Source organism: Amaricoccus sp. B4 (assembly GCF_043226085.1).
Lineage (GTDB): Bacteria > Pseudomonadota > Alphaproteobacteria > Rhodobacterales > Rhodobacteraceae > Amaricoccus.
Genome location: NZ_CP171225.1, coordinates 23,724 through 48,320, shown reverse-complemented (window position 1 = coordinate 48,320; position 24,597 = coordinate 23,724). Strand labels below are relative to the sequence as shown.

Annotated in this window: 26 protein-coding genes, 1 tRNA gene and 1 riboswitch; of the genes, 10 read left to right on the top strand and 17 right to left on the bottom strand. The window is 66.2% G+C overall.

The window, feature by feature from the left end:
* The first annotated feature begins 703 nt into the window (after window positions 1–703).
* From ACF66B_RS00250 to ACF66B_RS00225, 6 genes are all read left to right on the top strand, one after another.
* Window positions 704–1,315: a hypothetical protein gene (locus ACF66B_RS00250; protein ID WP_392663621.1), complete on the top strand. Its 612-nt coding sequence runs from the start codon at window positions 704–706 to the stop codon at window positions 1,313–1,315.
* A gap of 89 nt (window positions 1,316–1,404) precedes the next feature.
* Window positions 1,405–2,133 carry a hypothetical protein gene (locus ACF66B_RS00245; RefSeq protein ID WP_111428799.1) on the top strand — a complete coding sequence of 243 codons (729 nt, stop codon included), beginning with the start codon at window positions 1,405–1,407 and terminating at the stop codon, window positions 2,131–2,133.
* Window positions 2,130–2,561, top strand: a complete 432-nt coding sequence (locus ACF66B_RS00240) for a hypothetical protein (RefSeq protein ID WP_111428800.1) — start codon at window positions 2,130–2,132, stop codon at window positions 2,559–2,561. Before ACF66B_RS00245 ends, ACF66B_RS00240 begins: the two co-directional genes overlap by 4 nt.
* Window positions 2,558–3,037 (top strand): hypothetical protein, encoded by a 480-nt coding sequence (locus ACF66B_RS00235; protein WP_111428801.1) that lies wholly within the window; start codon window positions 2,558–2,560, stop codon window positions 3,035–3,037. The genes ACF66B_RS00240 and ACF66B_RS00235 overlap by 4 nt, the downstream gene beginning before the upstream one ends.
* Entirely contained in the window at window positions 3,030–3,344 is a 315-nt protein-coding gene (locus tag ACF66B_RS00230; protein ID WP_111428802.1) for a hypothetical protein, read from the top strand. The genes ACF66B_RS00235 and ACF66B_RS00230 overlap by 8 nt, the downstream gene beginning before the upstream one ends.
* On the top strand, window positions 3,341–3,592 hold the full coding sequence (locus ACF66B_RS00225) for a hypothetical protein (protein WP_111428803.1): 252 nt from the start codon (window positions 3,341–3,343) through the stop codon (window positions 3,590–3,592). Before ACF66B_RS00230 ends, ACF66B_RS00225 begins: the two co-directional genes overlap by 4 nt.
* A gap of 135 nt (window positions 3,593–3,727) precedes the next feature.
* Here the strand turns inward: ACF66B_RS00225 and ACF66B_RS00220 are convergent.
* The 3 genes from ACF66B_RS00220 to ilvA form a co-directional block, all read right to left on the bottom strand.
* Window positions 3,728–3,803, bottom strand: a tRNA-Thr gene (locus tag ACF66B_RS00220).
* Window positions 3,804–4,007: 204 nt separating this feature from the next.
* Entirely contained in the window at window positions 4,008–4,781 is a 774-nt protein-coding gene (locus ACF66B_RS00215) for an alpha/beta fold hydrolase (protein WP_111428804.1), read from the bottom strand.
* Between the two features lie 13 nt (window positions 4,782–4,794).
* Window positions 4,795–6,057: a threonine ammonia-lyase IlvA gene (gene ilvA, locus ACF66B_RS00210; protein ID WP_111428967.1), complete on the bottom strand. Its 1,263-nt coding sequence runs from the start codon at window positions 6,055–6,057 to the stop codon at window positions 4,795–4,797.
* Window positions 6,058–6,259: 202 nt separating this feature from the next.
* On the opposite strand from ilvA, the gene ACF66B_RS00205 reads away from it, so the two are divergent.
* Complete coding sequence (locus tag ACF66B_RS00205; RefSeq protein ID WP_111428805.1) at window positions 6,260–8,233, top strand: bifunctional 2',3'-cyclic-nucleotide 2'-phosphodiesterase/3'-nucleotidase; 1,974 nt, start codon at window positions 6,260–6,262, stop codon at window positions 8,231–8,233.
* An 84-nt stretch (window positions 8,234–8,317) separates the two neighbouring features.
* Here the strand turns inward: ACF66B_RS00205 and ACF66B_RS00200 are convergent, their stop codons facing one another.
* Window positions 8,318–8,515, bottom strand: a complete 198-nt coding sequence (locus tag ACF66B_RS00200; protein ID WP_111428806.1) for a hypothetical protein — start codon at window positions 8,513–8,515, stop codon at window positions 8,318–8,320.
* 174 nt (window positions 8,516–8,689) lie between these two features.
* Here ACF66B_RS00200 and ACF66B_RS00195 point away from each other — a divergent pair, with 174 nt between their 5' ends.
* The gene (locus tag ACF66B_RS00195; RefSeq protein ID WP_111428807.1) at window positions 8,690–9,688 is read left to right on the top strand and encodes a DUF6635 family protein; all 999 of its coding nucleotides are present in this window, start codon (window positions 8,690–8,692) and stop codon (window positions 9,686–9,688) included.
* Window positions 9,689–9,720: 32 nt separating this feature from the next.
* Here the strand turns inward: ACF66B_RS00195 and ACF66B_RS00190 are convergent, their stop codons facing one another.
* From ACF66B_RS00190 to ACF66B_RS00165, 6 genes are all read right to left on the bottom strand, one after another.
* A complete protein-coding gene (locus tag ACF66B_RS00190; RefSeq protein WP_111428808.1) occupies window positions 9,721–10,401 on the bottom strand; it encodes a PQQ-dependent catabolism-associated CXXCW motif protein in 681 nt (226 codons plus the stop codon).
* A complete protein-coding gene (locus ACF66B_RS00185; protein WP_162683176.1) occupies window positions 10,398–11,240 on the bottom strand; it encodes a substrate-binding domain-containing protein in 843 nt (280 codons plus the stop codon). Before ACF66B_RS00185 ends, ACF66B_RS00190 begins: the two co-directional genes overlap by 4 nt.
* Window positions 11,221–11,757: a c-type cytochrome, methanol metabolism-related gene (locus tag ACF66B_RS00180; protein WP_111428810.1), complete on the bottom strand. Its 537-nt coding sequence runs from the start codon at window positions 11,755–11,757 to the stop codon at window positions 11,221–11,223. The genes ACF66B_RS00185 and ACF66B_RS00180 overlap by 20 nt, the downstream gene beginning before the upstream one ends.
* An 86-nt stretch (window positions 11,758–11,843) precedes the next feature.
* Window positions 11,844–13,646 carry a methanol/ethanol family PQQ-dependent dehydrogenase gene (locus ACF66B_RS00175; protein WP_111428811.1) on the bottom strand — a complete coding sequence of 601 codons (1,803 nt, stop codon included), beginning with the start codon at window positions 13,644–13,646 and terminating at the stop codon, window positions 11,844–11,846.
* Window positions 13,647–13,759: 113 nt separating this feature from the next.
* Window positions 13,760–14,590, bottom strand: coding sequence for an S-formylglutathione hydrolase (fghA, locus tag ACF66B_RS00170; protein ID WP_111428812.1), 831 nt, complete (start codon window positions 14,588–14,590; stop codon window positions 13,760–13,762).
* Between the two features lie 8 nt (window positions 14,591–14,598).
* A complete protein-coding gene (locus tag ACF66B_RS00165; protein ID WP_111428813.1) occupies window positions 14,599–15,729 on the bottom strand; it encodes an S-(hydroxymethyl)glutathione dehydrogenase/class III alcohol dehydrogenase in 1,131 nt (376 codons plus the stop codon).
* A gap of 169 nt (window positions 15,730–15,898) precedes the next feature.
* On the opposite strand from ACF66B_RS00165, the gene ACF66B_RS00160 reads away from it, so the two are divergent.
* A complete protein-coding gene (locus ACF66B_RS00160) occupies window positions 15,899–16,504 on the top strand; it encodes a hypothetical protein (RefSeq protein WP_111428814.1) in 606 nt (201 codons plus the stop codon).
* Between the two features lie 19 nt (window positions 16,505–16,523).
* On the opposite strand, the gene ACF66B_RS00155 is transcribed toward ACF66B_RS00160, so the two are convergent.
* Both ACF66B_RS00155 and ACF66B_RS00150 read right to left on the bottom strand, forming a co-directional pair.
* Window positions 16,524–17,087, bottom strand: coding sequence for a manganese efflux pump MntP family protein (locus tag ACF66B_RS00155; RefSeq protein ID WP_111428815.1), 564 nt, complete (start codon window positions 17,085–17,087; stop codon window positions 16,524–16,526).
* Window positions 17,088–17,115: 28 nt separating this feature from the next.
* A riboswitch (yybP-ykoY riboswitch) is annotated at window positions 17,116–17,257 on the bottom strand.
* A 70-nt stretch (window positions 17,258–17,327) separates the two neighbouring features.
* The gene (locus tag ACF66B_RS00150) at window positions 17,328–18,368 is read right to left on the bottom strand and encodes a quinoprotein relay system zinc metallohydrolase 2 (protein ID WP_111428816.1); all 1,041 of its coding nucleotides are present in this window, start codon (window positions 18,366–18,368) and stop codon (window positions 17,328–17,330) included.
* 194 nt (window positions 18,369–18,562) lie between these two features.
* On the opposite strand from ACF66B_RS00150, the gene ACF66B_RS00145 reads away from it, so the two are divergent.
* Entirely contained in the window at window positions 18,563–19,378 is an 816-nt protein-coding gene (locus ACF66B_RS00145; RefSeq protein ID WP_111428817.1) for a quinoprotein dehydrogenase-associated SoxYZ-like carrier, read from the top strand.
* Window positions 19,379–19,383: 5 nt separating this feature from the next.
* On the opposite strand, the gene ACF66B_RS00140 is transcribed toward ACF66B_RS00145, so the two are convergent.
* From ACF66B_RS00140 to ACF66B_RS00120, 5 genes are all read right to left on the bottom strand, one after another.
* The gene (locus tag ACF66B_RS00140; RefSeq protein WP_111428818.1) at window positions 19,384–19,737 is read right to left on the bottom strand and encodes a hypothetical protein; all 354 of its coding nucleotides are present in this window, start codon (window positions 19,735–19,737) and stop codon (window positions 19,384–19,386) included.
* Window positions 19,734–20,378: a hypothetical protein gene (locus ACF66B_RS00135; RefSeq protein ID WP_111428819.1), complete on the bottom strand. Its 645-nt coding sequence runs from the start codon at window positions 20,376–20,378 to the stop codon at window positions 19,734–19,736. The genes ACF66B_RS00140 and ACF66B_RS00135 overlap by 4 nt, the downstream gene beginning before the upstream one ends.
* A gap of 85 nt (window positions 20,379–20,463) precedes the next feature.
* Entirely contained in the window at window positions 20,464–22,452 is a 1,989-nt protein-coding gene (locus ACF66B_RS00130) for an ATP-binding protein (RefSeq protein WP_392663608.1), read from the bottom strand.
* 269 nt (window positions 22,453–22,721) lie between these two features.
* On the bottom strand, window positions 22,722–23,888 hold the full coding sequence (locus ACF66B_RS00125; protein ID WP_111428821.1) for an FIST N-terminal domain-containing protein: 1,167 nt from the start codon (window positions 23,886–23,888) through the stop codon (window positions 22,722–22,724).
* Window positions 23,885–24,574, bottom strand: a complete 690-nt coding sequence (locus ACF66B_RS00120) for a response regulator transcription factor (protein WP_111428822.1) — start codon at window positions 24,572–24,574, stop codon at window positions 23,885–23,887. The genes ACF66B_RS00125 and ACF66B_RS00120 overlap by 4 nt, the downstream gene beginning before the upstream one ends.
* Between the last annotated feature and the right edge of the window lie 23 nt (window positions 24,575–24,597).

Sequence of the window (24,597 nt, the reverse complement as noted above, 5' to 3'; positions counted from 1 at the left end):
AAAGCCGACGCATCATTGCGAACATATCCCGTTGCGGCAAAGCTGGATGGCCGGGTCGCGTCTGTGATCGGGCAGGCTTCAGTGTGGGATGATTACAGAGATCGAATCAATCCCGATTCCACTTTGAGCTGTGTGGGTTAAACACAAACTCGAGGTGGCCTTTCTTGTCGACGACGAACTCTAAGGTCCCATCCGAGGCTGCGAACCTTACAAGGCGCCTGTAGCTCGAGTATGCCTTAGTGATCTCCTCGGGCAAAGGCTTCGCCGCGCCGAGTTCGGCGGCCCGCTTAAGAAACAGATCGGAGAAAGCATCTAGGTCCATAGTGGCTCCGGGGGGGCCTGCAATTTGGCCAGAACTAGCTAAATTTCGCTACTAAGAGTTTAAAGCACTCATACTTAGTCCACTCATGATTGTGCGCGCGCTTCGTTAATGCGTCAGATAGGGTTTTTGCGGGATTGTTCTAGGCGTGACGCTGATTCGTGACATTTGCCGTTGATCTGTGAACTCAGAACCCACTACTTGCCCCCCCCGAACAACTCCCCCATATCGGGCTTGGAAAGTGCCCGTGTCATGGATTTGGGCGCTCCCGGAGTGCTCGGGGAGCGTCGGGGGATGTAGCGGCACACTCGGCGGACGGTTCATTACCCGGACGAGGGTCAGGGCGCCATCGTCCGGATCACAACTACTGTGCTGGCAGCCGTGATGGCCTATCCATCCTTGGCGACTGGCAGCAGTCTCGCGGGCTCCGCTCGCGTAGTTGATGGCGACACGCTGGATTTTGGCGAAGTCACCGTGCGCATAAACGGCATCGACGCGGCCGAACTCGGGCAGAAGTGTGCTTTGCGCGCGGGCGGCGCATGGGCCTGTGCTGATGCGGCACATGGCCCTATCCCGACCCTGGGCCGCCGTAACAGAAAAATCGGCACCAACCGTCACTGCCGTAACACCGCCACTTCCATATTTCTCCCCATGTCACGAAAAAACATCATGTTGTGCCGTTCCCGGGCAATATTCGCCGTGGTATACTTCATGTTGCGCAACAACCCAAGGAGGCCGATGCCCCTGAGCCCAACAGGAAACGATATGACCGACAACCCCGACAACACACAGGCGCCCGACCTGATGACTGCCGACGAGGCGGCGGCAATGCTGAAGATGAAGCGTCCTGCCCTCTTGGCAGCCGCACGCGCAGGCCGCGTGCCAGCGCCCGCCCGCCTCGGCGGCCCGAAGACACTTCGCTGGGATCGGTCGCAGGTGACAGCTTGGATCGCAGTCCGGCTCGCCGAGGCCAAAAACGGCGGAGGTGCAGCATAACCCCGGCGCAGAAGGAAGCGGGCTGGGGCGGGAAGCCCGCCGAGACGCACAATGAGCGTGTTCGGAAGAACAAGGCCGAGACGGATCGGATGGGCGCGGCTACTCCCTCGGACAGCCGGGAGGTCAAGGCCACTGCCGCCTACTGGCTGGACCGTGAGAAGGAAGCCGCGAGTGCGAACGTCGCCCTGGCCGAGGGCCGTGTCTCCGAGGCAGAGAAGGCACTCCGTGCTGCCAGGGCTGAGTTGACGGCAGCCAAGACGATGAGGCGACCCGAACCTTCGGACATTCGCACAGCGAGGCGGAAGATTGAGGCCGCCGAAGAACACCTCTACGACGCCTCTGAGGCCGCCGAGGCGGCGGCACGCCATGCGATCCGGGTGAACGAAGCTGCAGATGGTGCCGAGCAGTCCGGTGCCGAAGCCTTGGAAGTCCATGCCAAGCTCGTGGCGGCCACCGCGGCCTTCAACGCAATGCTCGTCCGCGATGCGCGTCCGACTTTCCTCGCGCTGATGGGCGCCGTCCAAGAGGCGCTGGCGCTCCCCGGCGGAGCCCCTCAGATCGGAGCTGACGACAAGGCGGCCATGCCCGCCAAGCACATCATTATCGGCGAGAGCAGCGTGGATCCTGGCGTGTGGCTCCGATTGGCGGAAGCCCCCGATGAGGTCCGAGGGGACCTGGAGCGGCACATCGAAGTGGTCGGAGGCGTCGAGAATTTCCTCGTCGGTGCGGACGCCTTGGTTATGAGGGCCGTAAAACGGGCCGTTGACCAACACGTGCGGGCGGCAGAGCTGGCCGCGCTTGAAGGAGAAGCCGAATGACCGAGAGCAACAACGATCAGGCAGCAGCCCGCGACCTATCGGCCTACCAGGAGAAGATGGCCGATAAGGACTTCCTCGGGCGCCTCTACTCGGACCAGGAAGGCGTTAGGCGTGGCGCCATGGCCGAGATCCGGCCCTACAGGGAGGCGGCCCTACGTGCTGCGCCCAGCACTGCCCGGTCCGACGCGGGCGTCCACTTCGGCGCCACCGCATCCGTGGGCGCGGGCGGCGGGCGCGTTCTCACTGTCCCGGCAATGACGGCCGAGATCAAGAAAGCACAGGCGGATTATGACGCGCTGGCCAACTCGGAGGAGCACCTTGCTCGGAAGTATGGCAGTCGTGAGCAGGACCGTAGGGCCGCGGTTATCGCGGAGCGCGAAGCCTGGGACCGCGTCTTGAAAGCGGCCGGGAAGGGGCCGAAGCCATGACGGAGGAGCCCGACAAGGTGTCGCCTGCAGTTGGTGAACGACCTCCGCACGGGGGGCTGTTGAACCGGGCCGGGCGCAAGCTCGGCAGCCGGAACGCGGTATCGAGGAAGGCTCTCGCGCGGGCCAACGACCCCGAGCTGATTGACGCGGCCTTTGATGCTCTTCGCAACGCTGTGCTTGCAGGCGACGTAAAGGCAGCTGAGATCGTATTGTGCACTGCCCTGCCAAAGCCGAGGCCGGCTCCAGCGCCAGTGCCCGGCGGCCTCGACGTGCAGGACGCCGCGGGACTGCTCGAAGCCTTCAGGAAGCTCGTGCTCGCGCTCGGAAATGGCACGCTGGCGCCCTCGGAGGTCAGTCAGGCGAGCGCGGCGCTCAAGGGGCTGGCCGAAGCCATGTCGCTCTCGGATTTTGAGGGGCGCCTTACTGCTCTAGAAGATGCGGCACAGGCGAAGGCGAAGGGAGGCCAGAATGAGTGAGCGGGCGAAACTGCTCCGCGAGGGGCGCCGACTGATAGCGATGGCCGAGGCCAAGGAGAAGAAGGCCGCGGAGGATGAGGCGAAGCGACGCGACGAGAGGATCGGCGCACTCATCCTGGAGCGGAACCATCTCGACCCCTGCAACCCACGCCATGCTGCATTCGTCCGGGCGGTCCGCGAATTTACCGGCGGGCGCGGCTGGCCGTTCCCGGATGTCGAGACGCGCGACGTTGTGGTGAAGCTCATCGGATCGAACACGTTCGTGCAGGAGTTGGGGCGGCTAGGTGTTGAGGAGGGTAAGCCTTGAGCGCCAGAGACCAACTCAAGCGCCTTCAGGCCGTAGAGGCCGAGCTGGCCTCCCAGCGCCACGTTGCCGAGCGCGCGGCGGTTGTTGAGGCCCTCCATGCCGAGGGCCGGGTGCTGTATGAAGCACCTGTGCTCGCGGTCCTGGTTCGGGACGAGAGGGAGGCCAAGGAGCTGGAGGCCCAGCTCGGGGAGGAGGCTATCCTGGTCGCGTGTAGCCGAGAGTGGAAACGCCGGGGGCTGCCCGACTGACCGCGGCACGTGTCGCGCATCACGAGATCGAGAGGGCCGCCATCGCGCGGCCCTTGTCGTGCCGGGCACCGCGCAGCGTCATGTGGGGCCGATTGTTGGGCGCGTGGCCACTTTCCTAATGAAATCAGGGAGAAGTGGTGCCGGTGAAGGGACTCGAACCCCCGACCCCATCATTACGAATGACGTGCTCTACCAGCTGAGCTACACCGGCGTCTGCGCTCCGCGTTGCGAGGGCTTTTGCGGGGTGTCCCGCTCCGGTCCCCGCCTCCCGAAGCCGCCGTTGCAAGGGTCTTGCAGGGCTGCCGCAGGGGAGCGACGTGCTGTGCGAGGGCGTTTAAACGCTCGGGGCGGCAAGCGCAAGCGGACAATCGCGTTTCCGTCCGCATTTCCCGAAGGCCTGCGGAAAGCCTCCCGCTCAGACCGGATGCGCCTCGAGAAACGCCTCGACCTCGGCGAGGAACGGGCGCGGCGCCTCGGCGTGGAGCCAATGCCCGGCGCCCGCCACCACCCGGCGTTCGGCGGCGGGAAACAGCGCCTCGATCCGCGGCCAGTCGGCATCGCTCACATAATCGGATTGCTCGCCGGTGACGAACAGCGCCGGCCGGTCGAATTGCCCCTCGACGTCCGGGAAGCCGACGATCTTCGCCATCTCGCGCCCCAGCACATCGAGATTGAGCTTCCAGCGCGCGCCATCGTCGTCGATCTCGATGCTCTGGAGGAAGAAGGCCCGCAGCGCGGGCTCGGGGACGCTTGCGGCGAGCTGGGCGTCCGCATCGCTGCGGCGGCTCACCGCGGAGAGATCGACCGCCTTCATCGCCTCGACATACTGGATCTGGGAGTGGGTATAGGCGACCGGGGCGATGTCGGCGACCATGAGCCGCTCGATCAGATCGGGCTGCGACAAGGCCAGCACCATCGCGGCCTTGCCGCCCATCGAATGGCCGAGCAGATCCGCCCGCCCGCCGTGCGCAGCGATCACCTCCGCGAGGTCGGACGCCATCTCGGGATAGCCCTGCACGGTTTCCCGCGGGCTCGAGCCGTGGTTGCGCATGTCGACCGCGATCACCTGGCGCGTCTCCGAAAGGCGCTTGGCGATCACGCCCCAGTTCCGCGCCGAGCCGTAGAGCCCGTGAGCGATGACGAGCGGCACACCCGCGCCGGGTGCACCATGGAGGATGGTGTTGAGCATGGCGCCTCTCCTCTCAGACGATCAGACTGGTGATGACCGTGTCCTCGGTTATGTCCTGGTAGATGAAGCCGGAGGCATCCATCCGCGCCTCGAGCGCCTCGAAGGCCGCGCGGCCGCTGGTCTCGATGCCGAGCAGCACCGAGCCGAAGTTCCGCGCCGACTTCTTCAGATACTCGAAACGCGTGATGTCGTCGTCCGGGCCGAGCGTGCCGAGAAAGTCGCGCAGCGCACCGGGGCGCTGTGGCAGGCGCAGGATGTAGTATTTCTTCCGCCCCTCCCAGCGCAGCGCACGCTCCTTGACGTCCGGCAGGCGCTCGAAATCGAAGTTGCCGCCCGAGACGACCACGACCACGGTCCTGCCCGCGATCTCCGGCAGATCGCGCAGCGCATCGACCGCCAGCGCGCCGGCGGGCTCGAGCACGAAGCCTTCGGTGTTCAGCATGTCGAGCATCGTCGCACAGAGCCTGTCCTCCGGCGCGAGCAGCACATGCTCCGGCGGGGTTCCGGCCAGCACCCGGTAGTTGAGATCGCCGATCCGCGCCACGGCGGCGCCGTCGACGAAATTGTTGACCTTGGGCAGTGTCACCGGCGCGCCCGCCTCGAGCGCGCGCTTGAGGCTCGGGGCGCCACATGGCTCGACGAAGCGGATCGCCGCCCCCGGCGCCGCGGCGCGCAGGACCTGAACGCAGCCGGCCGAGAGCCCGCCGCCGCCTACGGGCAGCACCACGATGTCGGGCGTAACCCCCTCGGGCAGCTGCGCGAGGATCTCGCGTGCACAGCTCGCCTGCCCCTCGACGATATCGGAATTGTCGAACGGCGGCAGGAAGATCGCGCCCGCCTGTGCGCAGAAGTCCTGTGCCGCCTTCAGCGTGTCGTCGAAATAGTCGCCCACCAGCCGGATCTCGACCTGTCCGCCGCCGAACTGCCGCGTCTTGTCGATCTTCTGCTTCGGCGTCGTCACCGGCATGAAGATCACGCCCTCGGTGCCGAAATGATGGCAGGCATAGGCCATGCCCTGGGCATGGTTGCCGGCCGAGGCGCAGACGAAACGCCTCCGGTCGGGCTCCGCCGCCAGAGCCTTGCGCATCGCATTGAAGGCGCCCCTGATCTTGTAGGAGCGCACCGGCGAGAGGTCTTCGCGCTTGAGCCAGACATCGGCGCCGTATCGCGCCGAAAGATAGGCGTTGCGCTGGAGCGGCGTCGGATCGAACAGCACCCGCAGGGCCGCGGTTGCGCTGTCGACCGTGCCGAGGAAATCGGCGGATGTGTCTGTCATTCCGCCCGCTACCATGCGGCGCGGCGCAATGCCAGCGTCAAGCTCGGCCATTTCGGCCGCCCGCCCGGACCTTCGCGGCCCGCCCGGCCGATGCAGAGCATTGTGCGCGAATTTCGCTCTTGCCGCTCGCTTTGAGATTGATGCTGTGCCATCCTCGCCGGCATTCACCGGCCGTCACATTTGCCCCGCGGGAGATCTGTCCATGCCCGAGCCATTCTCCCGACGCCGCTTCCTGGCCTCGACCGCGGCATTCGGGGGCCTCGCGGCGCTCCATCCGTTCTCGGCACGGGCCGACGCGGGCCAGGCGCACCTGCGCATCATTTCGACCACCGATCTCCACTGCCACGTCTACCCTTACGACTATTACGCGGACCGCCCCTCCGACATGGTCGGCCTCTCGCGCACAGCGAGCCTCATCGAGCAGCTCCGGGCCGAGGCGACCAACTCGATGCTCGTCGACAACGGCGATTATCTCCAGGGCAACCCGATGGGCGATTACATCGCCTATGACCGCGGCATGGCCGAGGGCGATCTGCATCCGGTGATCGCGGCGATGAACACCCTGCGCTACGATGTCGGCACACTCGGCAATCACGAGTTCAATTATGGCGTGCCCTTTCTCGACAAGGTGAATGCCGGAGCGAACTATCCTATCGTTTGCGCCAACTTCGCCCGCTCGCTCGGCGCAACGCCGCGCGAGGATGCGCTCTACCTCCGGCCCTGGGCCCTCCTCCCGCAGACCGTGATCGACGGCAACGGCGCCGTGCTTCATGGCCTTCGGATCGGCTTCATCGGCTTCTTGCCGCCGCAGGTCATGCTCTGGGACCGCAACCACCTCGAGGGCCGTTTTGAGGTCCGCGGCATTGTCGAGGCCGCCCGCGCCCATGTCCCGGCGCTGCGTGAGGCGGGCGCGGATCTCGTCATCGCGCTCTCGCATTCTGGTATCGAACCCGGGCCGGACACGGAGCTGCGCGAGAACGCCTCGCTCCAGCTCGCCGCCGTCGAGGGCATCGACGCCGTGGTGACCGGCCACCAGCATCGGGTCTGGCCCGCTCCCGATTTCACCGGCGCGGGCCTTGATCCGGCGACCGGCCTCATCGGCGGCAAACCCGCAGTGATGGCAGGCTTCTGGGGCTCGCACATGGGCCTCATCGACCTGCTGATCGCCCGTGAGGGCGGCCGCTGGCGGATCCTGGCCTCCGAAGCCGAGGCCCGGCCGATCTACCGCCGCCGGGAGGACCGGACCATCGAGCCCCTCGTTGGCGACTACGCTCCGCCGCTCCGCGCCACCGCCGCGAGCCACGAGGCGACGCTGGCCTATGTCAGGGCCGAGGTCGGGCTCACCACCGCCCCGCTGCAATCCTACTTCGCCACCGTTTCGGACGATCCCTCGGTTCAGCTCGTGAATGCCGCACAGACCTGGTATGTCGAGATGCTCGTCGAGGGCACCAAATGGGCCGGGCTGCCAATCCTTTCCGCCGCCGCGCCGTTCAAGGCGGGCGGCCGGGGTGGCCCGGAATACTATACCGACGTACCCGCCGGCCCCATTGCCATCCGCAACGTGGCCGATGTCTATATCTACCCCAACAGGCTTCAGGTGGTGGAGATTTCCGGGGCAGAGGTGCGCGAATGGCTCGAGCGGTCGGCGGGCCAGTTCCGCCGCATCGAACCGGGCGGCGCCGGACAGCCGCTGCTCAACCCCGACTTTCCTGCCTACAATTTCGACGTGATCGACGGCGTCACCTACCAGATCGATGTGACGCAGCCGAGCCGTTACGATACCGAGGGCGTGCTCGTCGATGCCGACGCCCACCGTATCCTCGATCTCGCCTACGATGGCGCACCGATCGACCCCGAGGCGCGCTTTCTCGTCGCGACCAACAACTACCGCGCCGGCGGCGGCGGCAGTTTTCCCGGCGCCGACGGCTCGACCGTCGTCATCGCCGCGCCCGATACCAATCGCGATGTGATCGTGCGCTACATCGTGCAGCAGGGAGCGATCTCGCCCGGGGCCGATGGCAACTGGAGTTTCGCCCCGGCGGGCGGCGCCACGGTGCTCTACGAGACCGGCCCGGCGGCGGCGACCTATCTCGAGGACGTCCGCGACCGCGGCCTGACAATCGAACCTGCGGGCGATGCGGGCGATGGCTTCGAGCGCTACAGCATCACGCTCTGACGGGGTACGGACGCAAGCGCGCCCCTCCGGCGGGAGCGTCCGGGGCCTGTCCCGAACGCTCCCGAGGGGCGCGCTTCATGGTCCTCAGGCGGTCTCGGCGCTCCCGGATCCTGCGGCGAGGTACTGGTAATCCTCGTCATAGGACCACGCGGGCGCGGTCCGCGGATACACCCTGTCCCGGCGCGGCAGCGTGAAGGCTGTCGCATCGGCCTCGTGGGGCTCGCGGAACCGCACATCGTCAAAGGCGCGCCATACGCCCAGGGCCTGCTCGACAATCGACATGCTTAACGCTCCTGTTGGGGTCTTTATCTTTTCTTCATCCTTCGGCGAGCATCGTTAACAACTCCCTAACAACCGGCGGCCCTGCGGCACCTTTTCGCCGTCCGACTGGCGCAGCCCCCTGGAGCGCCCCATATCCTCACAGGGCATCAAGGCATACCGGAGGGCGTGAGGGAAATGGACGGCGGCATCGCGGAACGGAAACCGGGTCTGGCTGAGGCGGAAGCCGATGCGATCGTCACCGAAGCGGCCTCGCGCTATTTCGACGACTGCCGCACCCGCATTCCCGGCTTCGTCGACGAGACCTTCAGCTTCCTCGGCTCCGCGCGGCTGCACCGCCACGCCGTCGGCTGGGACGTGTTGCGCGCGCCCGCCAACGCGCTCCTGTCCCTGCCCCAGGTGGGCATCAAGCTCACGGCCCTCGGGGCGCGCGGCCTCGGCCGCAAGCGCTCCGCCGCCTGGCTCGAACGCCAGAACATCCTGCTCGAGACCGCCGTGGCGCGCGAGCTGCGCTGGCGCATCGTCACCGGCCTCCTGCGGCAGCCGCTCCGCGACGGGGACCGCGAATCGACCGTGAACGGTCTCGCCGAGGCGATCATCACCCACCCCAGGGTGCAGGATCTCGTCGAGGAAGCCGCGGCGACCGTCGGGGCGCGCAAGGACGATCCGGTCTTTCGCGCCCGGCTCGACGCCGCGCTGACCGAATACACCGGCACCCGCGCCGCCGCCGCCGAAATCACCACCGCGCTCGTGACCCTCGGCACCGGCGCCATCGCCTTCAAGAAGGCGACGCCCGGCGCACTCGCCCTCGGCCCCGCCGTCGCCGCCTCGATCGCCCAGCAGCTCGCCGTCGCCTCCTTCCCGCTCGGCGCCACCGCGGGCGGGCTCTGGTACGGGCTCTTCCCGGCGCAGGCCTCCTCGCTTCTCGTGGCGGGCTCGACCGCAAGCCTCATGGGCGTTGCCGCCATCGCCACCGCCTTCGCGGGCATTCTCTCCGATCCGGTACAGCGCCACCTCGGCATCCACGAACGCCGCCTCAACGCGCTGATCGACGGGCTCGAACGCTCGTTCTCCGCCGAGGATGCCCAGGGCTTCGTGGCCTATGACCTCTATGTCGCCCGGCTGATGGATCTCTCCGACGTGCTGATGAGTGTCGCCCGCGCTTTCCGCGGATAGCGCGGCCCTCCCGCGACGAGGCAAGCTCAGGCCTACTGCCCTCCGGGTTCGGGCTCCACCGGTTCGAGCGGGTAGCCGGCATCGCCCCAGCCCGTGCTGCCCTCGGGCATCCAGTAGACGCGGGAATAGCCGTAGCTCATCGCCCGCTTTGCCGCATTCCACGACATCCAGCACTCGGGCAGGCAGAAGAAGACCAGCGGATGCGCCGGATCACCCCCGCTCGCCGCGCTCAGGCCCGCCCGAAACCAGGCATCCATCACATTGGCCAGCCCGCCATACCCCACGTTCGGAAGCCAGACCGCACCGGGGATCGAGAGCCGCGGCTTCTCGTGCCAGAGCGTGCCTTCCGGCAGGTTGGCAGGCTTCGGCGCCCGCGGCATCACGTCGATGAAGGCGGCCTCGCCTGCGCTCCAGAGCGCATGAGCCTCCGCCGGCGTCACCACCACCGCACCGGCCAGCGTTGCCGGCACCGGGGCGCGATACTCGTCCTGCCGGTAGCCCGCAGGCTCCTCGACCGCCGCCTGCGCCGCGCCGGCGAGAAGCCCGATCAGCAGGAGAGCGCCAGCGAAAAAGGATGCGCCCGCCCCGATGGGGGACGGAGCAGGCGCGGCCCGGCACGACGGCCGGGCATACCGCAGGACAAGGGCAAGGGCAGACCCGCACCGCGCCCCCCTCCCGGGTATTTCCGTGCGGAGCCGCACGGGCGGGGTCATTGCCCGATCTCGAGCGGCCCCGTGCCCATGTCGTTCAGCAACGGCACCCCGGCATCGATCAGGATCGCGTTGATCTCGTCCTGATTGCGCCGGATCAGTGAATTGAGCTTGCGCGACCAGTCGTGATCGCTGCGCCGCACCCCCATCGTGATGCGGTAGAAGAGCTTCGGCTGCATCCCCTCCTCGGCCAGCGGCGTCACCACGAGATCCGGGTGCCCCTGTTTGACCAGCGGCCCGCCAATGGGCCCCCAGAGGATCGCGGCGTCGATCCGACCTGCCTCGAGATCGGCCAGCATGTCGTCGGCAGGCGATTCATAGCGGCGGTCCACGAAGAGGTCGTAGGGTTTCGCCTTCGCCATCAGCCCGAGCCGCGTCATGTGGCTCGCGGCCGGGCTTCCCGCCGTCACCCCGATGCGCATCCCCTGCAACTTCGGATCCGAGAGCTGCGAGACCCCGGCCAGAGGCCCATCCTTCGGCACGATCAGCGCGAAGGCCGAGGTGTAGTAATGGTTGGTGTTCTGCACCAGCTCCTGAAGCTGGGTATAGCCCATCACCACGTCGCAGCGGTCCGCCCCGAGCGTGTTGCGGACGAACCCCGTCGACATCGGATACCAGGTATATTCGAGCGGCAGATCCAGCTCGCGGGCAAAGAGCGCGGCGATCCTGTTCTCGAACCCCGATCCATCCTCGACGGACATCGGCGCGTTCGCGGGATCGGCACAGACGCGGAAGGCGTTCTTCGAGACGAGATCCGCCGTCTGCGCTTCTGCCGCCGGAACCGCACCGATGAGGACGAGGAGCGCGAGCGCTCCCGCCCGCCTAGCTGCCCATGCACGCATCTTCCGCCTGCTGGATTGCATCGGACTTCGCCTCTTTCTTCGCCGGACGGCCACGCGGAATGGCATCGGCGCCGCGGGCCTTGAGATAGACATAGATATCATCGAGATAGCACATGACGTTCTTGTTGGTGCCGAAGGTGGGCATCACCTGATGCTCCGCCGCGTTCACCACCTGACGCCCGTTCGTCACGACGTCGACGAAATCGTAGTAATCCATGTTGATGGCCGATTTCTTCAGCGCGGGCGCGTACGTCGAGCCCTCGCCATCCGGCCCGTGGCAGACATGGCATTCCGCATGATAGCGCCGGAAGCCCGAGAAGGTCGGCCAGTCCACCGTGCCGTCCTCGGCGACGTGGAAGGTCGGAACGTCGTCGGCCGTGAAGTAGCGCCCATCCTCATCATAGGCGGCGGTGATGTTGTCCGTCGCGGCATCCGTGCTGCTCTGGGCGGCTGCGGATGTGCCAGCGACGATCAGGCCCGTCGCCAGGACGGAGGCTAGGTGTCGTGCGTTCATCATCTTACCTTTGAACCGGGGTGGGACCGGCGCCATTGCGCCGGTCCGGTCGGAGTGAAGGCGGGCTCCCCGCCCGGGGAGCCGGCGCATCAATCCGGCAGCTTGAACACCGTCAGCTGTCCGCCGAGCGCGGTGTAGTCGCTGAGCGAGGCATAGCCGCCCACGGCGCCAAGGCCGTCGTTGGGGTTGGTGAGACCCGCCGCCAGACCGATCCCGGCCCAGCCGCCGACACCGGAGAGCACCGCGACATACTGCTTGTCGTCATGGGTATAGGTCATGACGTTGCCGATGATGCCGGACGGCGTCTTGAAGCGGTAGAGTTCGTCACCCGTCTCGGCGTCGACCGCCTTCAGGTAGCCCTCGAGCGTGCCGTAGAAGACCACGTCGCCCGCGGTCGCCAGCGCGCCCGACCACACCGAGAACTGCTCGGGGATCGACCACTTGATCTCGCCCTTGATGTTGTCCCAGGCGATGAAGTTGCCCATGCCGCCATGGCTGTCGGGCGCGGGATACATCGCAAGCGTCGCCCCGACGTAGGGCTGGCCGGCGGTGTAGCTCACCCGGAACGGCTCGTAGTCCATGCAGACATGGTTGGTCGGGATGTAGAAGGTCTCGGTCTTCGGCGAATAGGCCGAGGGCTGCTGGTCCTTGGTGCCGAGCGCGGCCGGGCAGATGCCGGTCGAGTTCACGTCCTCGCCGTTCTGTTCGGTCGAGAATTCGGCGACGACCTGCGGGCGGCCATACTGGTCGCTGTCGGGGTCCATCACGACCTCGGTCGCCCAGTTCACCGCCGGATCGTATTTCTTCGCCACCAGAAGCTCGCCGGTTTCGCGGTCGAGCGTGTAGGCAAAGCCGTTGCGGTCCGGATGGGTCAGCAGCTTGCGCATCTGCCCGTCGACTTCCTGATCCGTGAGGATCATCTCGTTGACGCCGTCATAGTCCCATTCGTCATGGGGCGTCATCTGGTAGAACCACTTGGCCATGCCGGTATCGGGATCGCGGGCCATGATGGTCATCGACCAGCGGTTGTCGCCCGGGCGCTGTGCCGGGTTCCAGGTCGAGGGGTTGCCGGTGCCGTAGTAGACCAGGTTGAGCTCGGGGTCATAGGAATACCAGCCCCAGGTGGTGCCGCCACCGATCTGCCACTGGTCGCCTTCCCAGGTGCTGAGCGAGCTGTCCTTGCCGATCGGCTTGCCGAGCACGGTGGTCTTTTCCGGATCGACGAGCATTTCCTCGTCCGGTCCCATGGAATAGGCGCGCCAGGCCATCGAGCCGTCGGAGATGTTGTAGGCGGTCACGGAACCGCGGACGCCGAACTCGCCGCCCGAGATCCCGACGAGCACCTTGTCCTTGACCGGCATGACCGTCGCGGTGTTGGTTTCGCCCTTGCTCGGATCGCCGTTCTTGACGCTCCAGACCACCGAGCCGTCCTCGGCGTTGAGCGCGACGACCGTTGTGTCGGCCTGATGCAGGAAGATCTTGCCATCGGCATAGGCGACGCCGCGGTTGACCGTGTCGCAGCACATCACCGGGATCACGTTGGCGTCCTGCTGCGGCTCGTATTTCCAGATGATCCGGCCGTTGTCGTTGAGGTCGAGCGCATAGACGGTGTTCGGGAACGGCGTGTGGACATACATCACGTCGCCGATAACGAGCGGCGAGCCCTCGTGGCCGCGCAGCACGCCGGTCGAGAAGGTCCAGGCAACCTGGAGATCCCCGACATTCTCCTTGTTGATCTGGTCGAGCTTGGAATAGCGCTGGTTGGCATAGTCGCCGGTCTGGATGACCCACTGGTTCGGATCATCGATCAGCGACTGAAGGTCCGAATTGGCCCCTGCGCTCACCGCCCCGGTCACCGCGAGCAGCGCGGCAAGGCTGATTGTTCTTCGCATGCTAAACCTCCCTGAAGGTCATGTCGCTTGTAATTGCCCGCAGCCGGTTAATTCCGGTTCTTCCGGGACTTCCTCCTTCTCCGATGCGCACCGCTCGCGGCGCGCATCGGCCTTCACACCGCGCCGAGCTTCTCCGCGTGCCAGCGGACATGGTCCTCGGCAAATGTCGCCACGAAGAAGTAGCTGTGGTCGTATCCCGGCTGCATCCGCATGACCGAGGGCTGACGGCGCTTGGCGAGCAGCTCCGCCATCGCCTCCGGCCGCAGCAGGTCGAGGAACTGGTCGTCCGCGCCCTGGTCGATCAGGATCTCGCCATCCCAGCCCGTCTCCGCAAGCAGCAGGCAGGCGTCGTGCTTGGCCCAGGTGCTCTCGTCGGCGCCCAGATAGGCCGAAAGCTGCTTGCGCCCCCAGTTCGAGCGCGTCGGGTTCACGATCGGCGCGAAGGCCGAGACCGACTGGTATTTCTGCGGGTTGCGGAAGGCGATGGTCAGCGCGCCATGCCCGCCCATCGAATGCCCGGTGATGCCGTGCTTGCCGTTGACCGGCAGAGACCCCTGCAGCACCGACGGCAGCTCCGTCACCACGTAGTCATACATCTGGTAGTGCTGCCGCCAGGGCTCCATCGTGGCATTCACGTAGAACCCGGCGCCCTGCCCCAGATCGTAGGCCTGATCGTCGGCGACGTTCGAGCCCCGCGGCGAGGTGTCGGGAAAGACGAGCGCCAGCCCGTGGCGGGCTGCATATTTCTGCAGCCCCGCCTTGGTCATCGCGTTCTCGTGCGTGCAGGTGAGCCCGGAGAGATACCAGAGCACCGGCACCGAGCGCTTCTTCGCCTGCGGCGGCAGGAAGACCCCGAAGGTCATCTCGCCGCCACAGACTTCAGACATGTGCTTGTAGACCGCCTGGGTCCCGCCGAAGCACTGATTTTTCGCGACAAGTTCCATGCCCCCTCTCAGTATTCGACGACCGCGCGGATCGACTTGCCCTCATGCATGAGATCGAAGCCGTGATTGATCTCATCAAGCTTGAGGCGATGGGTGATCATCGGATCGATCTCGATCTTGCCGTCCATGTACCAGTCGACAATCTTCGGAACGTCGGTGCGGCCGCGGGCCCCACCGAAGGCCGTCCCCTTCCACACCCGGCCGGTGACGAGCTGGAACGGCCGCGTCGAGATCTCGGCGCCCGCCGCCGCCACCCCGATGATGACCGACATGCCCCAGCCGCGATGGGTGCATTCGAGCGCCTGACGCATCACCGTGGTGTTGCCCGTCGCATCGAACGAATAGTCCGCGCCGCCGATCGTGTCGCCGCGCCGCTTGGTGAGGTTGACGATATAGGGGACGACGTCCTCGCCGATCTCCTTCGGGTTGACGAAATGGGTCATGCCGAAATGCTCGGCCATGGTCTTCTTGTCGTTGTTGAGATCGACACCGATGATCATGTCGGCGCCCGCGAGCTTCAGGCCCTGGATCACGTTGAGCCCGATGCCGCCGAGCCCGAAGACCACCGCCGTCGCGCCGATCTCGACCTTCGCGGTGTTGATGACCGCGCCGATGCCGGTGGTCACGCCGCAGCCGATGTAGCAGACCTTGTCGAAGGGCGCGTCCTCGCGGATCTTCGCCACCGCGATCTCGGGCAGAACGGTGTAGTTCGAGAAGGTCGAGCAGCCCATGTAGTGATGGATCATCTCGCCATCGAGCGTGGTGAAGCGCGAGGTGCCATCCGGCATCAGGCCCTGGCCCTGGGTGCCGCGGATGGCCGTGCAGAGGTTGGTCTTCTGGCTGAGGCAGGACGGGCACTCATGGCATTCGGGCGTGTAGAGCGGGATCACGTGATCGCCGGGCTTTACCGAGGTCACGCCCGCGCCCACCTCGACCACGACGCCCGCGCCCTCATGGCCGAGGATTGCCGGGAAGATACCTTCCGGGTCGGCCCCGGAGCGGGTGAATTCGTCCGTGTGGCAGAGACCGGTCGCCTTGATTTCGACAAGAACTTCGCCCGCCTTCGGGCCATCCAGATTGACTTCGGTAACTTCGAGCGGTTTGCCGGCCTCGAAGGCCACGGCGGCGCGCGTGCGCATGTCTGCATTCCCCCTGCAATGGTCGCTTAGCGATGCTCGTTCGAGCGTTGGAGCCAGTATAGGTTTGCACCAACCCCGAACAATTAAGACCTTAGGATGCGCCCAAGGAGCTTCGCAAGTGCACATTTTCGGCTTATGAATCAAGGAATAAGGGAGGAGAACCAGAACCATGGAGAAACACGGCATCCCAGCGGTCGCAGCCCTCTGCGCCACCCTGATCATGCCCCTCGCCGCGGCGGCCCAGCCCGCAGAGGATCCGTCCTGGCCCTGCATACAGCGCAAGGTGGAAACCCTCTCGCTCGGCCTCATGTGGCCTCACCCCGTGGAGGCCGCCGAACCCGATGCGGAGCAGAAGGCACTCATCGAGACCCTCGCGCTGCGCCGGGTCAGCCTCGATGAGGCAAAGAGCCTCGTCGGCGACTATGCCGCAAGCCATCCCGACCTCAGCGAGCAGGATCTCGGCGTGATTTTCGAGGGCGTCTTCGAGCGCCTCTCGAAAGAACGTCGCCGGCTCGTCAACGGCATCGAGCGCTATGCCGAAAGCCAGCAGACGCTGTCGCGGAAGATCGACGAGGAGCGCGTCGCCTTCCGCGAGGCCGAAGCCGTCGAGCCGCCCGACTACGACCAGCTCGACAAGCTCGAGGCCGAGATGGACTGGAACGAGCGCATCTTCCACGACCGCGCCCAGTCGCTCACCTATGTCTGCGAGACGCCGGTCCTGATCGAGCAGCGCCTCTATGCCATCGCGCAGATCCTGCTGCAGGCGAAGACCTGAGCCGGAGGCGCGCGCGCCTTCAGCGGCTCAGCAGATGCTCGGCGAGGATCACGGCCCCGAGCCCGATGAGGGCAAGCCCGCCAAAGGCCTCGATCACCCGGCCGAACCGGCGGCCGAGAAAGCGGCCGGCCAGCGTTCCGGCGGAGCTCATCGCAGCGCTCGTCGCTCCGATCGCGAGGGCGATGACGAGAATGTTGACGTCGAGGAAGGCAAGCGAGATCCCGACCGCCATCGCATCGATCGAGGTGCCGATCGCGACCGCGAGCAGCGTCCAGGGCGAGGAGGCCCGCCGTGCGCTCGCCTCCTCTCCGGCGGAGAAGCTCTGCATCATCATGTGCGTCCCGACGCCTGCGAGCAGGACGAAGGCGATCCAGTGGTCATAGACCGCGACATGCTGGCTGGCCGCAACGCCGAGCCCCCAGCCGATCAGCGGCGTGAGCGTCTCGACGGTGCCGAAGACCATGCCGGTCCGCACCGCGGTGCCGACGCTCGGGTGCCGAGCCTGCGCGCCCCGTCCGAGCGAGGCAATGAAGGCGTCAATGGACATGCTGACGGCGAGAACGCCGATGGCGATCGGTGACATACGGAACTCCCTGGGCGTGGCCAGCGGAAAACGGACCCCGCCCGCAGGGCCCCGCCGCCACGGTCTCGCAAGGCCTTCCGGCTGGACGCGCCACGCAGTGAGACTGCGAGAATGTTGACGCGCCCCCGCATTGCAGCGGTCGCTACTCCCCGATGGCCGCCGAATTAAGGATCAGGCCTGGATTGTCAAGCAAGGACAATCACTTGGAATTGCGACGCACTTGCAACAAGGCGACGTGCCCTACTCCCATTCGAGCTCCGTGTAGGCCTGGGTCGCATTCCGCGGGTTGTAGACGCCGAAGAGCGCCCAGTTTCCCGCCTCGCTCTGGCCGATCTCCGGAACCGCCTCCGAGATCGAAAGCCCCGCATCGAGGGCCGCACGGGTGTCCGATTCGAGCACCGACAGATAGCGCGCGACCGGTTCCGCGCCCTCGGGCCAGGCGAGCACCGGCCCGCCATGGCCCGGCACCACGGCCGCCGCCGTCTCGCCCTCGCTCATCGCCTCGAGCAGCGCGCGCCAGCCCGGCAGCGAACCGTCGAGCGTCGGGACATGTGTCGCGAAGACCAGATCGCCCGCAAACAGCAGCCCGCTTTCGCTGTCGGTGACCGTCAGGTCGTTGGTGGTATGCGCCTTGGGCCGTGGCGTGAGCGTGAGCGCCCGGTCGCCGAGATCGAGTACAAGCGGTTCCGCGAGGCCGCGATCCGGCGCAACGACAGCGGTGCCGAGAAAGCCCTCCACACCGATCGCATTGCGGAAACGGTCGAGATAGGTCTCAGCGCGGTCGGCAAGCGCGCGCGCAAGCCCCGCGTGGCCGACGATCTCCGCGCCGGCTTCCGCCAGCGGTGCGGCTCCGAGCACATGATCGGGATGCATGTGGGTGAGCACGAGATGGGTGATCGGGGCCTCGGTCACGGCCCGCACCGCGAGATAGATCTGCTCGCCCACGGCCCGCGATCCGCCCGCGTCGATCACCACGACCCCGTCCGCCCCGCGGACGAAGGCCACATTCGCGACATCGCCGCCGTTCTTCGGCCCCGGTTCCGCAATCGCCCCGCGGTGGACGAAGACACCGGGCGCAACCTCCTCGAAGGCAAGCCCCGGCGCGGGCCGCGGGCCGCAGTGTGGCGCGCCCGCGGTGCCGAGCCCCGCAAGCCCGTCGGCCGCCCCGGCGAGGTCGGCCTCGCAGCCGGCGCGCGTTTCCGCGGCGTGGCCGGGCAGCAGCACCTCGCGGCAGTGCGCATCCGCGCCGAGCGCGCAGAGGGTGACGAATGCCTCGAACATGGCCGGACCTCCCTTCGCCTTCCGTCCTGACACAGCGGCCCGCCGCTGCTCCACGCATCCGAAAGGCTCGGTTCGCGGCTTCGGGCGCGTATGGTATTCTGCCATATGGATTCCATACGGATTCCATATGCATTCCATATCGGCGCGCCGCCGCCTTCCGGCCTTCCGCGCCGTCCTGACGGAGCTCCGCGCCCATGTCCCGTCTTGCCGCAATCCTCGCCGCAACTCTCCTCGCAGGAACCGCGCAAGCTGCTGATCCGCCTCGTGAAAATCCCCTGATCGAGAGCGAGACCTGGGATTTCATCAAGGGCGACATCGTCGGCGACACCGGCCTGCAGGACGGCGCCCCCCTCTTCGATCTCGAGGCCCCCTACCGCGCCAACGACGCCGCCACAGTCCCCGTCGTCATCGACCAGAAATCCAATGATTTCGGTCCCTTGGAGCGCCTTCGTCTCGTGATCGATGAAAATCCGTCGCCGCTGGCCGCCGACATCACCTTCGGCCCCGCCATGCAGCCCGTGCATTTCGAGCTCCGCGTCCGCGTCAACCAGTATTCCAACATCCGCGCCATCGCGACAACACCCGACGGCAGCTTCATGACCGGCCGCTTCGTAAAGGCAAGCGGCGGCTGCTCCGCCCCGGCCACGCGCGACCCCGAGCAAGCGCTTGCAAACATGGGGGAAATGCGCCTCAAGCTCTTCGGAGCGCCGGAGCCTCGCATCTCGAAGCCGCGGCAGGAAGCCCAGATCATGATCCGCCACCCCAACTATTCCGGGCTCCAGCGCGATCAGATCACACAGCTCTTCATCGGTGCGCATTTCCTCGACAGGATCGAGGTCTTCCAGGGCGACGATCGTCTCTTCCTGATCGAGGGCGGCATCTCGATCAGCGAGAACCCGGTGTTCCGCTTCGACTATTCCGACAACGGCGCCGAAACCCTGCGTGTCGTTGCCCACGATACCGAGGGCAACGTCTTCGAACGGGAACTTCCCAAAACGAGCCCCAGCTAGGAGCCTCAGAAACAGAGGATCTCCGCCTCGGCCTGCGCGCGCCGCAGGGCCGCGACATAGTTCTTCGCCATCTGGGTCGTGCGGAAGATCGACATCCGCTCGCCGCCAACCTGCTGCATCGAGAGCACCGTCTCGGCCTCGACATAATCGTCATAGGGAAGGATCGCCGCAACATGATCGACCGAACAGGAGCACTTGCGCAGCATCTCCCGCGTCTGCCCGTTCGCCGCCATGCAGGCAAAGACATAATCCGCCCGCGCCTCGGTGGGATAGTCGTTGAGCCGCTCTGCCACCGACTGGGCGCCCGCAGGTGCCGCAGCGAGGGCCGCCATGGCCAGGAATACCGCAGCCCGTCTCATTGTTCTGGCTCCTCTGCAGAAGTGAGGTCGAGGCGGGTCTCGTAGACCGCGCCTTCCGGTCCGTCAGCGCGCGCATCAAGCGCGACATACCAGCCGGGAACCTCGTCCGAGACGGTGATTTCCAGCGTGAGCGTGTCATACCCCTGCATCCGGGCCGCATTCTTGTCGCCTTCGAGCGGTTGCAGAACGAACCGCTTGGCCGCAATCTCTCGCCCCTCGAAGCGCGCGGTCACCGGCTCGGCGGGGGTTTCCTCGAGCAGCACCTCCTTCACACGATTGCGGACATAGAACGGACTTCCGCCCGCAAGCCGCGCAACGTCGCGGACTGCCGTTTCCATGAAATACATGATAAGCGGATTGCCGACCGATGTCGGAAAGCTGCCGATCGCCCCCTCACGACCGCCTTCCTCGAGCACGAGTTCGGTGTTGTCATGTGCGCCGATGGTGAGACGGACAGTGCCGTCACTGTCCTCCGTCCCGCCGGGCTCGCGGGCCATGCGGCTGTACTGGATCACGCTCGCCTCGGGCAATCCGTCGAGACTGCCCTCGCGGAAGATCATGTCGTAGGTATCACTCGCCCCTGCGGCACAGGCGGTGGCAATGCAGCAGGCCGAGAGGCCGCCGAGCAACCAGCGCATCATCCGGTTTCCTCCCTGTTGTTTTCCGGCGATCATATTCCTTGCACACCCGGCGTCACCGGCGACCTTTGTCTGTGGGCCGGCAAGATCATGGACCCAGATGGCGTGTCTTCCAGTCGATGAGCGCCCGCAGCCGCGCCAGCCGGACCGGCTTGGTCAGCACCGCGAAATCACAGGCCTCGCCGGCACGGAGCAACGCATCACTCCGGCTTGCCGTGATCATCACCGCCGGGATGTCGAGCCCGGCCTCCGCCCGCAGCGCCTCGATCGCGGCAAGCCCGGTATCGTCACCGTCGAGCTGATAGTCGGCGAGGATGATATCGGGCGGGCTGCCGAGGTCGCGCATCATCGCGAGCGCCTCCGCGGTCGACCCGGCGGCAAGCACGCTTGCCCCCCAGCCCTCGAGCTTGCGGACCGTGGCATCCAGCACTTCCGGATCATTCTCGACCACCAGGATGATCCGGTCGAGATCCCCCTCCGCAACGCTCGGCTCGGGCATCGGATCGGCAACATCCACCTCGCCCGGTGCGGCGCGCGGCAGTTCGATCGAGAACATCGAGCCCACGCCCGGCGTCGAGCGCAGGGCGACGCGGTGTCCGAGATGGCGGCAGGCGCGCTCCACGATCGACAGCCCGAGCCCTACTCCGCTTCCGGCGCAACTGGTGCCGACCCGGGTGAACTCGTCGAAGATCCGCTCCTGATCCTCCGGGGAGATACCGATGCCGGTATCCCAGACCTCGATCACCACCTTGTCACCGCGGACGCGCACGCCGACGAGCACCCTGCCCTCGGCGGTGTATTGGATCGCATTCGCGACGAGGTTCTGCACGCACCGGCGGAGATAGCGCGGATCGCTCCTGACCCAGCGGCGTGAGGGCACAATGCGAAGTTCGATCCCCTTTTCCGCCGCCAGAGCCGTCATGTCGCCGCTGAGACTGCCCAGCACCTCGTCGAGACGGAAATCCGTCACGTTGAACTCGGCACCACGCGAGTCGAGGCGCGAGATCTCCAGCAAGGCATGGAGCAGGGTCTCGATGGAAGAGAAAGACCGTTCGAGCCGCGCCGCCGTCTCGATCACGTTTTCCTGCGTCGGCTGTTCGCGCAGGGTCGAGATGTAGAGCTTTGCGGCGTTGATGGGCTGGAGCAGATCATGGCTCGCGGCGGCGAGGAAGCGCGTCTTGGTGCGGTTGGCCTCTTCGGCGGTCTCCTTCGCCTCCCGCAAGGCCTCTTCGGCACGGGCCTGCTCCTCGTACTGCAGCCGCAGCAGCCGGTTGGTTTCGGTGAGCTCGGCCGTGCGCTCCTGCACCCGGCGCTCGAGGGTCTCGTTGAGCCGCCGCAGGCCTTCGCTCGCCTCCATCTCGCGGGTCACGTCCATGATCGTTGTCATGAAGCCGCCATCGGGCAGGCCGTGGATGCGCACGTCGAGCGTGAGGTCGGGCCGCCGGCGGAGGCGCACCTGCACCGCGCGGCCGCTCCGCACCGCGCGCACCCATTTCATCAGGTCAATGGCATCGCCCGTGCCGTTGAGATCACGGGTGCGCTCGAGGAAATCCGCGATGCGGCCCACACCCGTGCCCTTGCGCAGAAGCGAGAACGGCAGGCCAAGTAGTTCGCCAAAACGTTCATTGAAAACGAGAAGATCGCCCGCGGCCGAAAAGGTCGAGATGCCGAGGCTCATGTGGTCGAAAGCGGCCTGAAGAAAGAGCGCGTGCTCGTCGATCAGCCGATCCTTCTCGCGGCGGCTTTCACGGACCACGTCGGTGATCTCGGTCTGGAGCACCGCGATATTGCCCGAGCCGGTCTTGCGATGCGAAACCTGAATCCAGCGGTCGTGCTTGAGCGGCAGCACGAAGGAGGCATACTGCCGCCCCGTCGGATCGGGCAGGAGCGGCAGCCAGTCCGCATCGTCGGGGCCACGCTCGGGGCGGAGAAACTCGCTCTTGGCAACTGCGGCGAGATAGTCGCGATACTCGAGGCCCGGGCGCACCAGCGGCGCGACATCCGGCAGCAGCGCCTTGAAATGCTCGTTGCAGATCTGCAGCCGATCCTCGGAGAACAGCGCAAAGCCGCCCTCCATCGCGCCCAGCGCATCGGCGAGATTGGCCTGGCTGCGTTCCTGGGCATGGTAGGCGGTGGCAAGCTCGCTGCTTGCCCGGCCAAGCGTGTCGAGCGCCTTCTCGAGGTCACGGGTCTTTTCCCAGAGCTCGGCCTGCAGCGCGATGGCGGACTGGAAGAGCGAATAGGCAGAGCCGGTGACCTCGTGCCGTCGCTCGGCGCGGTCGATCAGGGCACGAATGATCTTGCGCTGTTTCTCGACCTGAATATCGATCGGGTCGTCCGGGTCGGTCAGAATGGCGCAATTCCTTTCGGCCGGAAGAAGGCGACGCCCACGAAGGTCTGGTTCACATGCACCCCGAGGTGTTGCTCGCCATAGGTATTGAAGCCGATCACCCGATGTTCGCGGAGCAGGCGGGAGGCGTCAGCGGCGAGTTGCTTGTGCTCGATCTCGAGCTTGCGGAGAAAGCAGTCGAAGCCGAGGATGAAATCCGGGCTTTCGCCGTGCTCGCCGCAGACATCGAGCCCGGCATCGAGGGTCTCGATGATCTCCTTTCCCCGGCCGAGCGTAAGCAGAAGCCCCTCGTCGATCGCGGAGAGGAGGGTGAGACCGCCGCTCTCGTGAATCTGCTGGATGGCGCGCACGTGGTAGACGCTGCCGTTGCGCACGAGGACGGGGTTCTCGGCGAACACGATCGGCGAGAGCGTCTCGACCGGCAAGCCGAGAAGACGGGCATATTCCCGTGCCGCCGGCGCGCCGTTGATCTCGAGCACAAGGCGCTCCTCGGGCACGGCGCCCGTGACGACCATCTTGCGTTCGGTCGGCTGGAAATGATCGAAGCCGAGGCCGCGGAACTCGAGATCGGTCTCGAGCAGCAGCAGGAGCGCGGCGTTGGTGTGGAAACGCCCGGCGTGGAGCACGTAGGTCGTCTGGAAGTTCTGCCCGTCGCCGGCCGAGCCGCCGAAGACCGGCACATCCTTGAGACCGGCGTGGAGGGCCGCGACGAAGACGTCCTCCTGTTTCGAGAGACCGTCGGCAAAGACGAGCGCAAGCCGGTTGCGCCCGGCGGTCGGGCGAAACTGCGCGGCCATGCGCTCTGCCTGCCGCGCGGTCGCTTCGATCGCCACAGGCGAGAGCGGTTTGAAGAGCTGGGACGAAAAGCGGAAATGCGAGGCCGGAAAGGCGAGTGCAACCAGCGCGTCGTTCTCGTAGCCCTCGGGCGTGATCTGGCCGGCCGTGGTGCAACCGAAGACGGTGGTATCGAGAAACGTCTCGCGCAGGCCCGCCTCGAACTCCCCGAGATCGAGACGCGGCGGCAGCAGCAGGAAAACGAAACTCGGAGCCGCGCCGATCAGCTCGGCCGCAACCTCACGCAGGGCCGCACGCGCCGAGGGCGCACGCGAGATGCCGACACGGACGAGCGCAGCGGGTTGCGCTCCCGCAATCAGATCCTTCATTGCAGGCCGGAGACCATGTTTGCCTCCTTGATGAGCAGCGCGGCCTGGGTCCGGTTGCGGACGCCGAGGCGGCGCAGCAACGCCGTGATATGGGCCTTGACCGTCGCCTCGGCGAGCGAGAGCTCGAAGGCGATCTGCTTGTTGGCCTTGCCCTTGCAGATGAGGTTGAGGATGCGGCTCTGCTGCGGCGAAAGCCCCTCGATGCGGTGGAAGATGTCGGCGGCGACGGTATCCTCGCTGCGGCAGGAGACCGCACGGCGGATCCCCGGCGGCGCATAGACCTTGCCATCCCAGACCGTCCGCACGGCATCCGAAAAATCGTTGCGCGGCAGATCCTTTGGAATGAAGCCCGCCGCCCCCGCACAGAGCAGCGCCTGGATCGTCTTCTCGGACGTGCTCGCCGAGATCACGATGACGGGCACGTCGGGATTGCGATCCTTGATCTTGAGAAAGCCGTTCAGCCCCGCGACGTCCGGCAGGTTCAGATCGAGCAGAATCAGATCCGGGGAATAATGGGAATTGAGGAGACGCATGCCTTCCGAAAGGCAGGAAACGGAGCGCACGTCCTCGATGTCGAAAATCCCGCCGATGGCGCTGGCGAGCGCGTCGCAATAGAGTGGATGATCGTCGATAACGAGGACGGATCCTATTGCGCCGTCCTGATGCGCCGTTTGTTGGTTTTGCATATGGTTCTCTCCCTGTGCCGCGG

Excerpts from the sequence above, each read along its gene's own strand:
- fghA (WP_111428812.1), bottom strand. The coding sequence starts at position 14,590 with ATGGAACTTGTCGCGAAAAATCAGTGCTTCGGCGGGACCCAGGCGGTC.
- ACF66B_RS00245 (WP_111428799.1), top strand. The coding sequence starts at position 1,405 with ATGGGCGCGGCTACTCCCTCGGACAGCCGGGAGGTCAAGGCCACTGCC.
- ACF66B_RS00135 (WP_111428819.1), bottom strand. The coding sequence starts at position 20,378 with ATGATGCGCTGGTTGCTCGGCGGCCTCTCGGCCTGCTGCATTGCCACC.
- ACF66B_RS00175 (WP_111428811.1), bottom strand. The coding sequence starts at position 13,646 with ATGCGAAGAACAATCAGCCTTGCCGCGCTGCTCGCGGTGACCGGGGCG.
- ACF66B_RS00165 (WP_111428813.1), bottom strand. The coding sequence starts at position 15,729 with ATGCGCACGCGCGCCGCCGTGGCCTTCGAGGCCGGCAAACCGCTCGAA.
- ACF66B_RS00160 (WP_111428814.1), top strand. The coding sequence starts at position 15,899 with ATGGAGAAACACGGCATCCCAGCGGTCGCAGCCCTCTGCGCCACCCTG.
- ACF66B_RS00125 (WP_111428821.1), bottom strand. The coding sequence starts at position 23,888 with ATGAAGGATCTGATTGCGGGAGCGCAACCCGCTGCGCTCGTCCGTGTC.
- ACF66B_RS00190 (WP_111428808.1), bottom strand. The coding sequence starts at position 10,401 with ATGACCCCGCCCGTGCGGCTCCGCACGGAAATACCCGGGAGGGGGGCG.
- ACF66B_RS00145 (WP_111428817.1), top strand. The coding sequence starts at position 18,563 with ATGTCCCGTCTTGCCGCAATCCTCGCCGCAACTCTCCTCGCAGGAACC.
- ACF66B_RS00205 (WP_111428805.1), top strand. The coding sequence starts at position 6,260 with ATGCCCGAGCCATTCTCCCGACGCCGCTTCCTGGCCTCGACCGCGGCA.
- ilvA (WP_111428967.1), bottom strand. The coding sequence starts at position 6,057 with ATGACAGACACATCCGCCGATTTCCTCGGCACGGTCGACAGCGCAACC.
- ACF66B_RS00240 (WP_111428800.1), top strand. The coding sequence starts at position 2,130 with ATGACCGAGAGCAACAACGATCAGGCAGCAGCCCGCGACCTATCGGCC.
- ACF66B_RS00200 (WP_111428806.1), bottom strand. The coding sequence starts at position 8,515 with ATGTCGATTGTCGAGCAGGCCCTGGGCGTATGGCGCGCCTTTGACGAT.
- ACF66B_RS00195 (WP_111428807.1), top strand. The coding sequence starts at position 8,690 with ATGGACGGCGGCATCGCGGAACGGAAACCGGGTCTGGCTGAGGCGGAA.
- ACF66B_RS00235 (WP_111428801.1), top strand. The coding sequence starts at position 2,558 with ATGACGGAGGAGCCCGACAAGGTGTCGCCTGCAGTTGGTGAACGACCT.
- ACF66B_RS00230 (WP_111428802.1), top strand. The coding sequence starts at position 3,030 with ATGAGTGAGCGGGCGAAACTGCTCCGCGAGGGGCGCCGACTGATAGCG.
- ACF66B_RS00140 (WP_111428818.1), bottom strand. The coding sequence starts at position 19,737 with ATGAGACGGGCTGCGGTATTCCTGGCCATGGCGGCCCTCGCTGCGGCA.
- ACF66B_RS00180 (WP_111428810.1), bottom strand. The coding sequence starts at position 11,757 with ATGATGAACGCACGACACCTAGCCTCCGTCCTGGCGACGGGCCTGATC.
- ACF66B_RS00120 (WP_111428822.1), bottom strand. The coding sequence starts at position 24,574 with ATGCAAAACCAACAAACGGCGCATCAGGACGGCGCAATAGGATCCGTC.
- ACF66B_RS00155 (WP_111428815.1), bottom strand. The coding sequence starts at position 17,087 with ATGTCACCGATCGCCATCGGCGTTCTCGCCGTCAGCATGTCCATTGAC.
- ACF66B_RS00150 (WP_111428816.1), bottom strand. The coding sequence starts at position 18,368 with ATGTTCGAGGCATTCGTCACCCTCTGCGCGCTCGGCGCGGATGCGCAC.
- ACF66B_RS00185 (WP_162683176.1), bottom strand. The coding sequence starts at position 11,240 with ATGCGTGCATGGGCAGCTAGGCGGGCGGGAGCGCTCGCGCTCCTCGTC.
- ACF66B_RS00250 (WP_392663621.1), top strand. The coding sequence starts at position 704 with ATGGCCTATCCATCCTTGGCGACTGGCAGCAGTCTCGCGGGCTCCGCT.
- ACF66B_RS00130 (WP_392663608.1), bottom strand. The coding sequence starts at position 22,452 with ATGGAGGGCGGCTTTGCGCTGTTCTCCGAGGATCGGCTGCAGATCTGC.
- ACF66B_RS00215 (WP_111428804.1), bottom strand. The coding sequence starts at position 4,781 with ATGCTCAACACCATCCTCCATGGTGCACCCGGCGCGGGTGTGCCGCTC.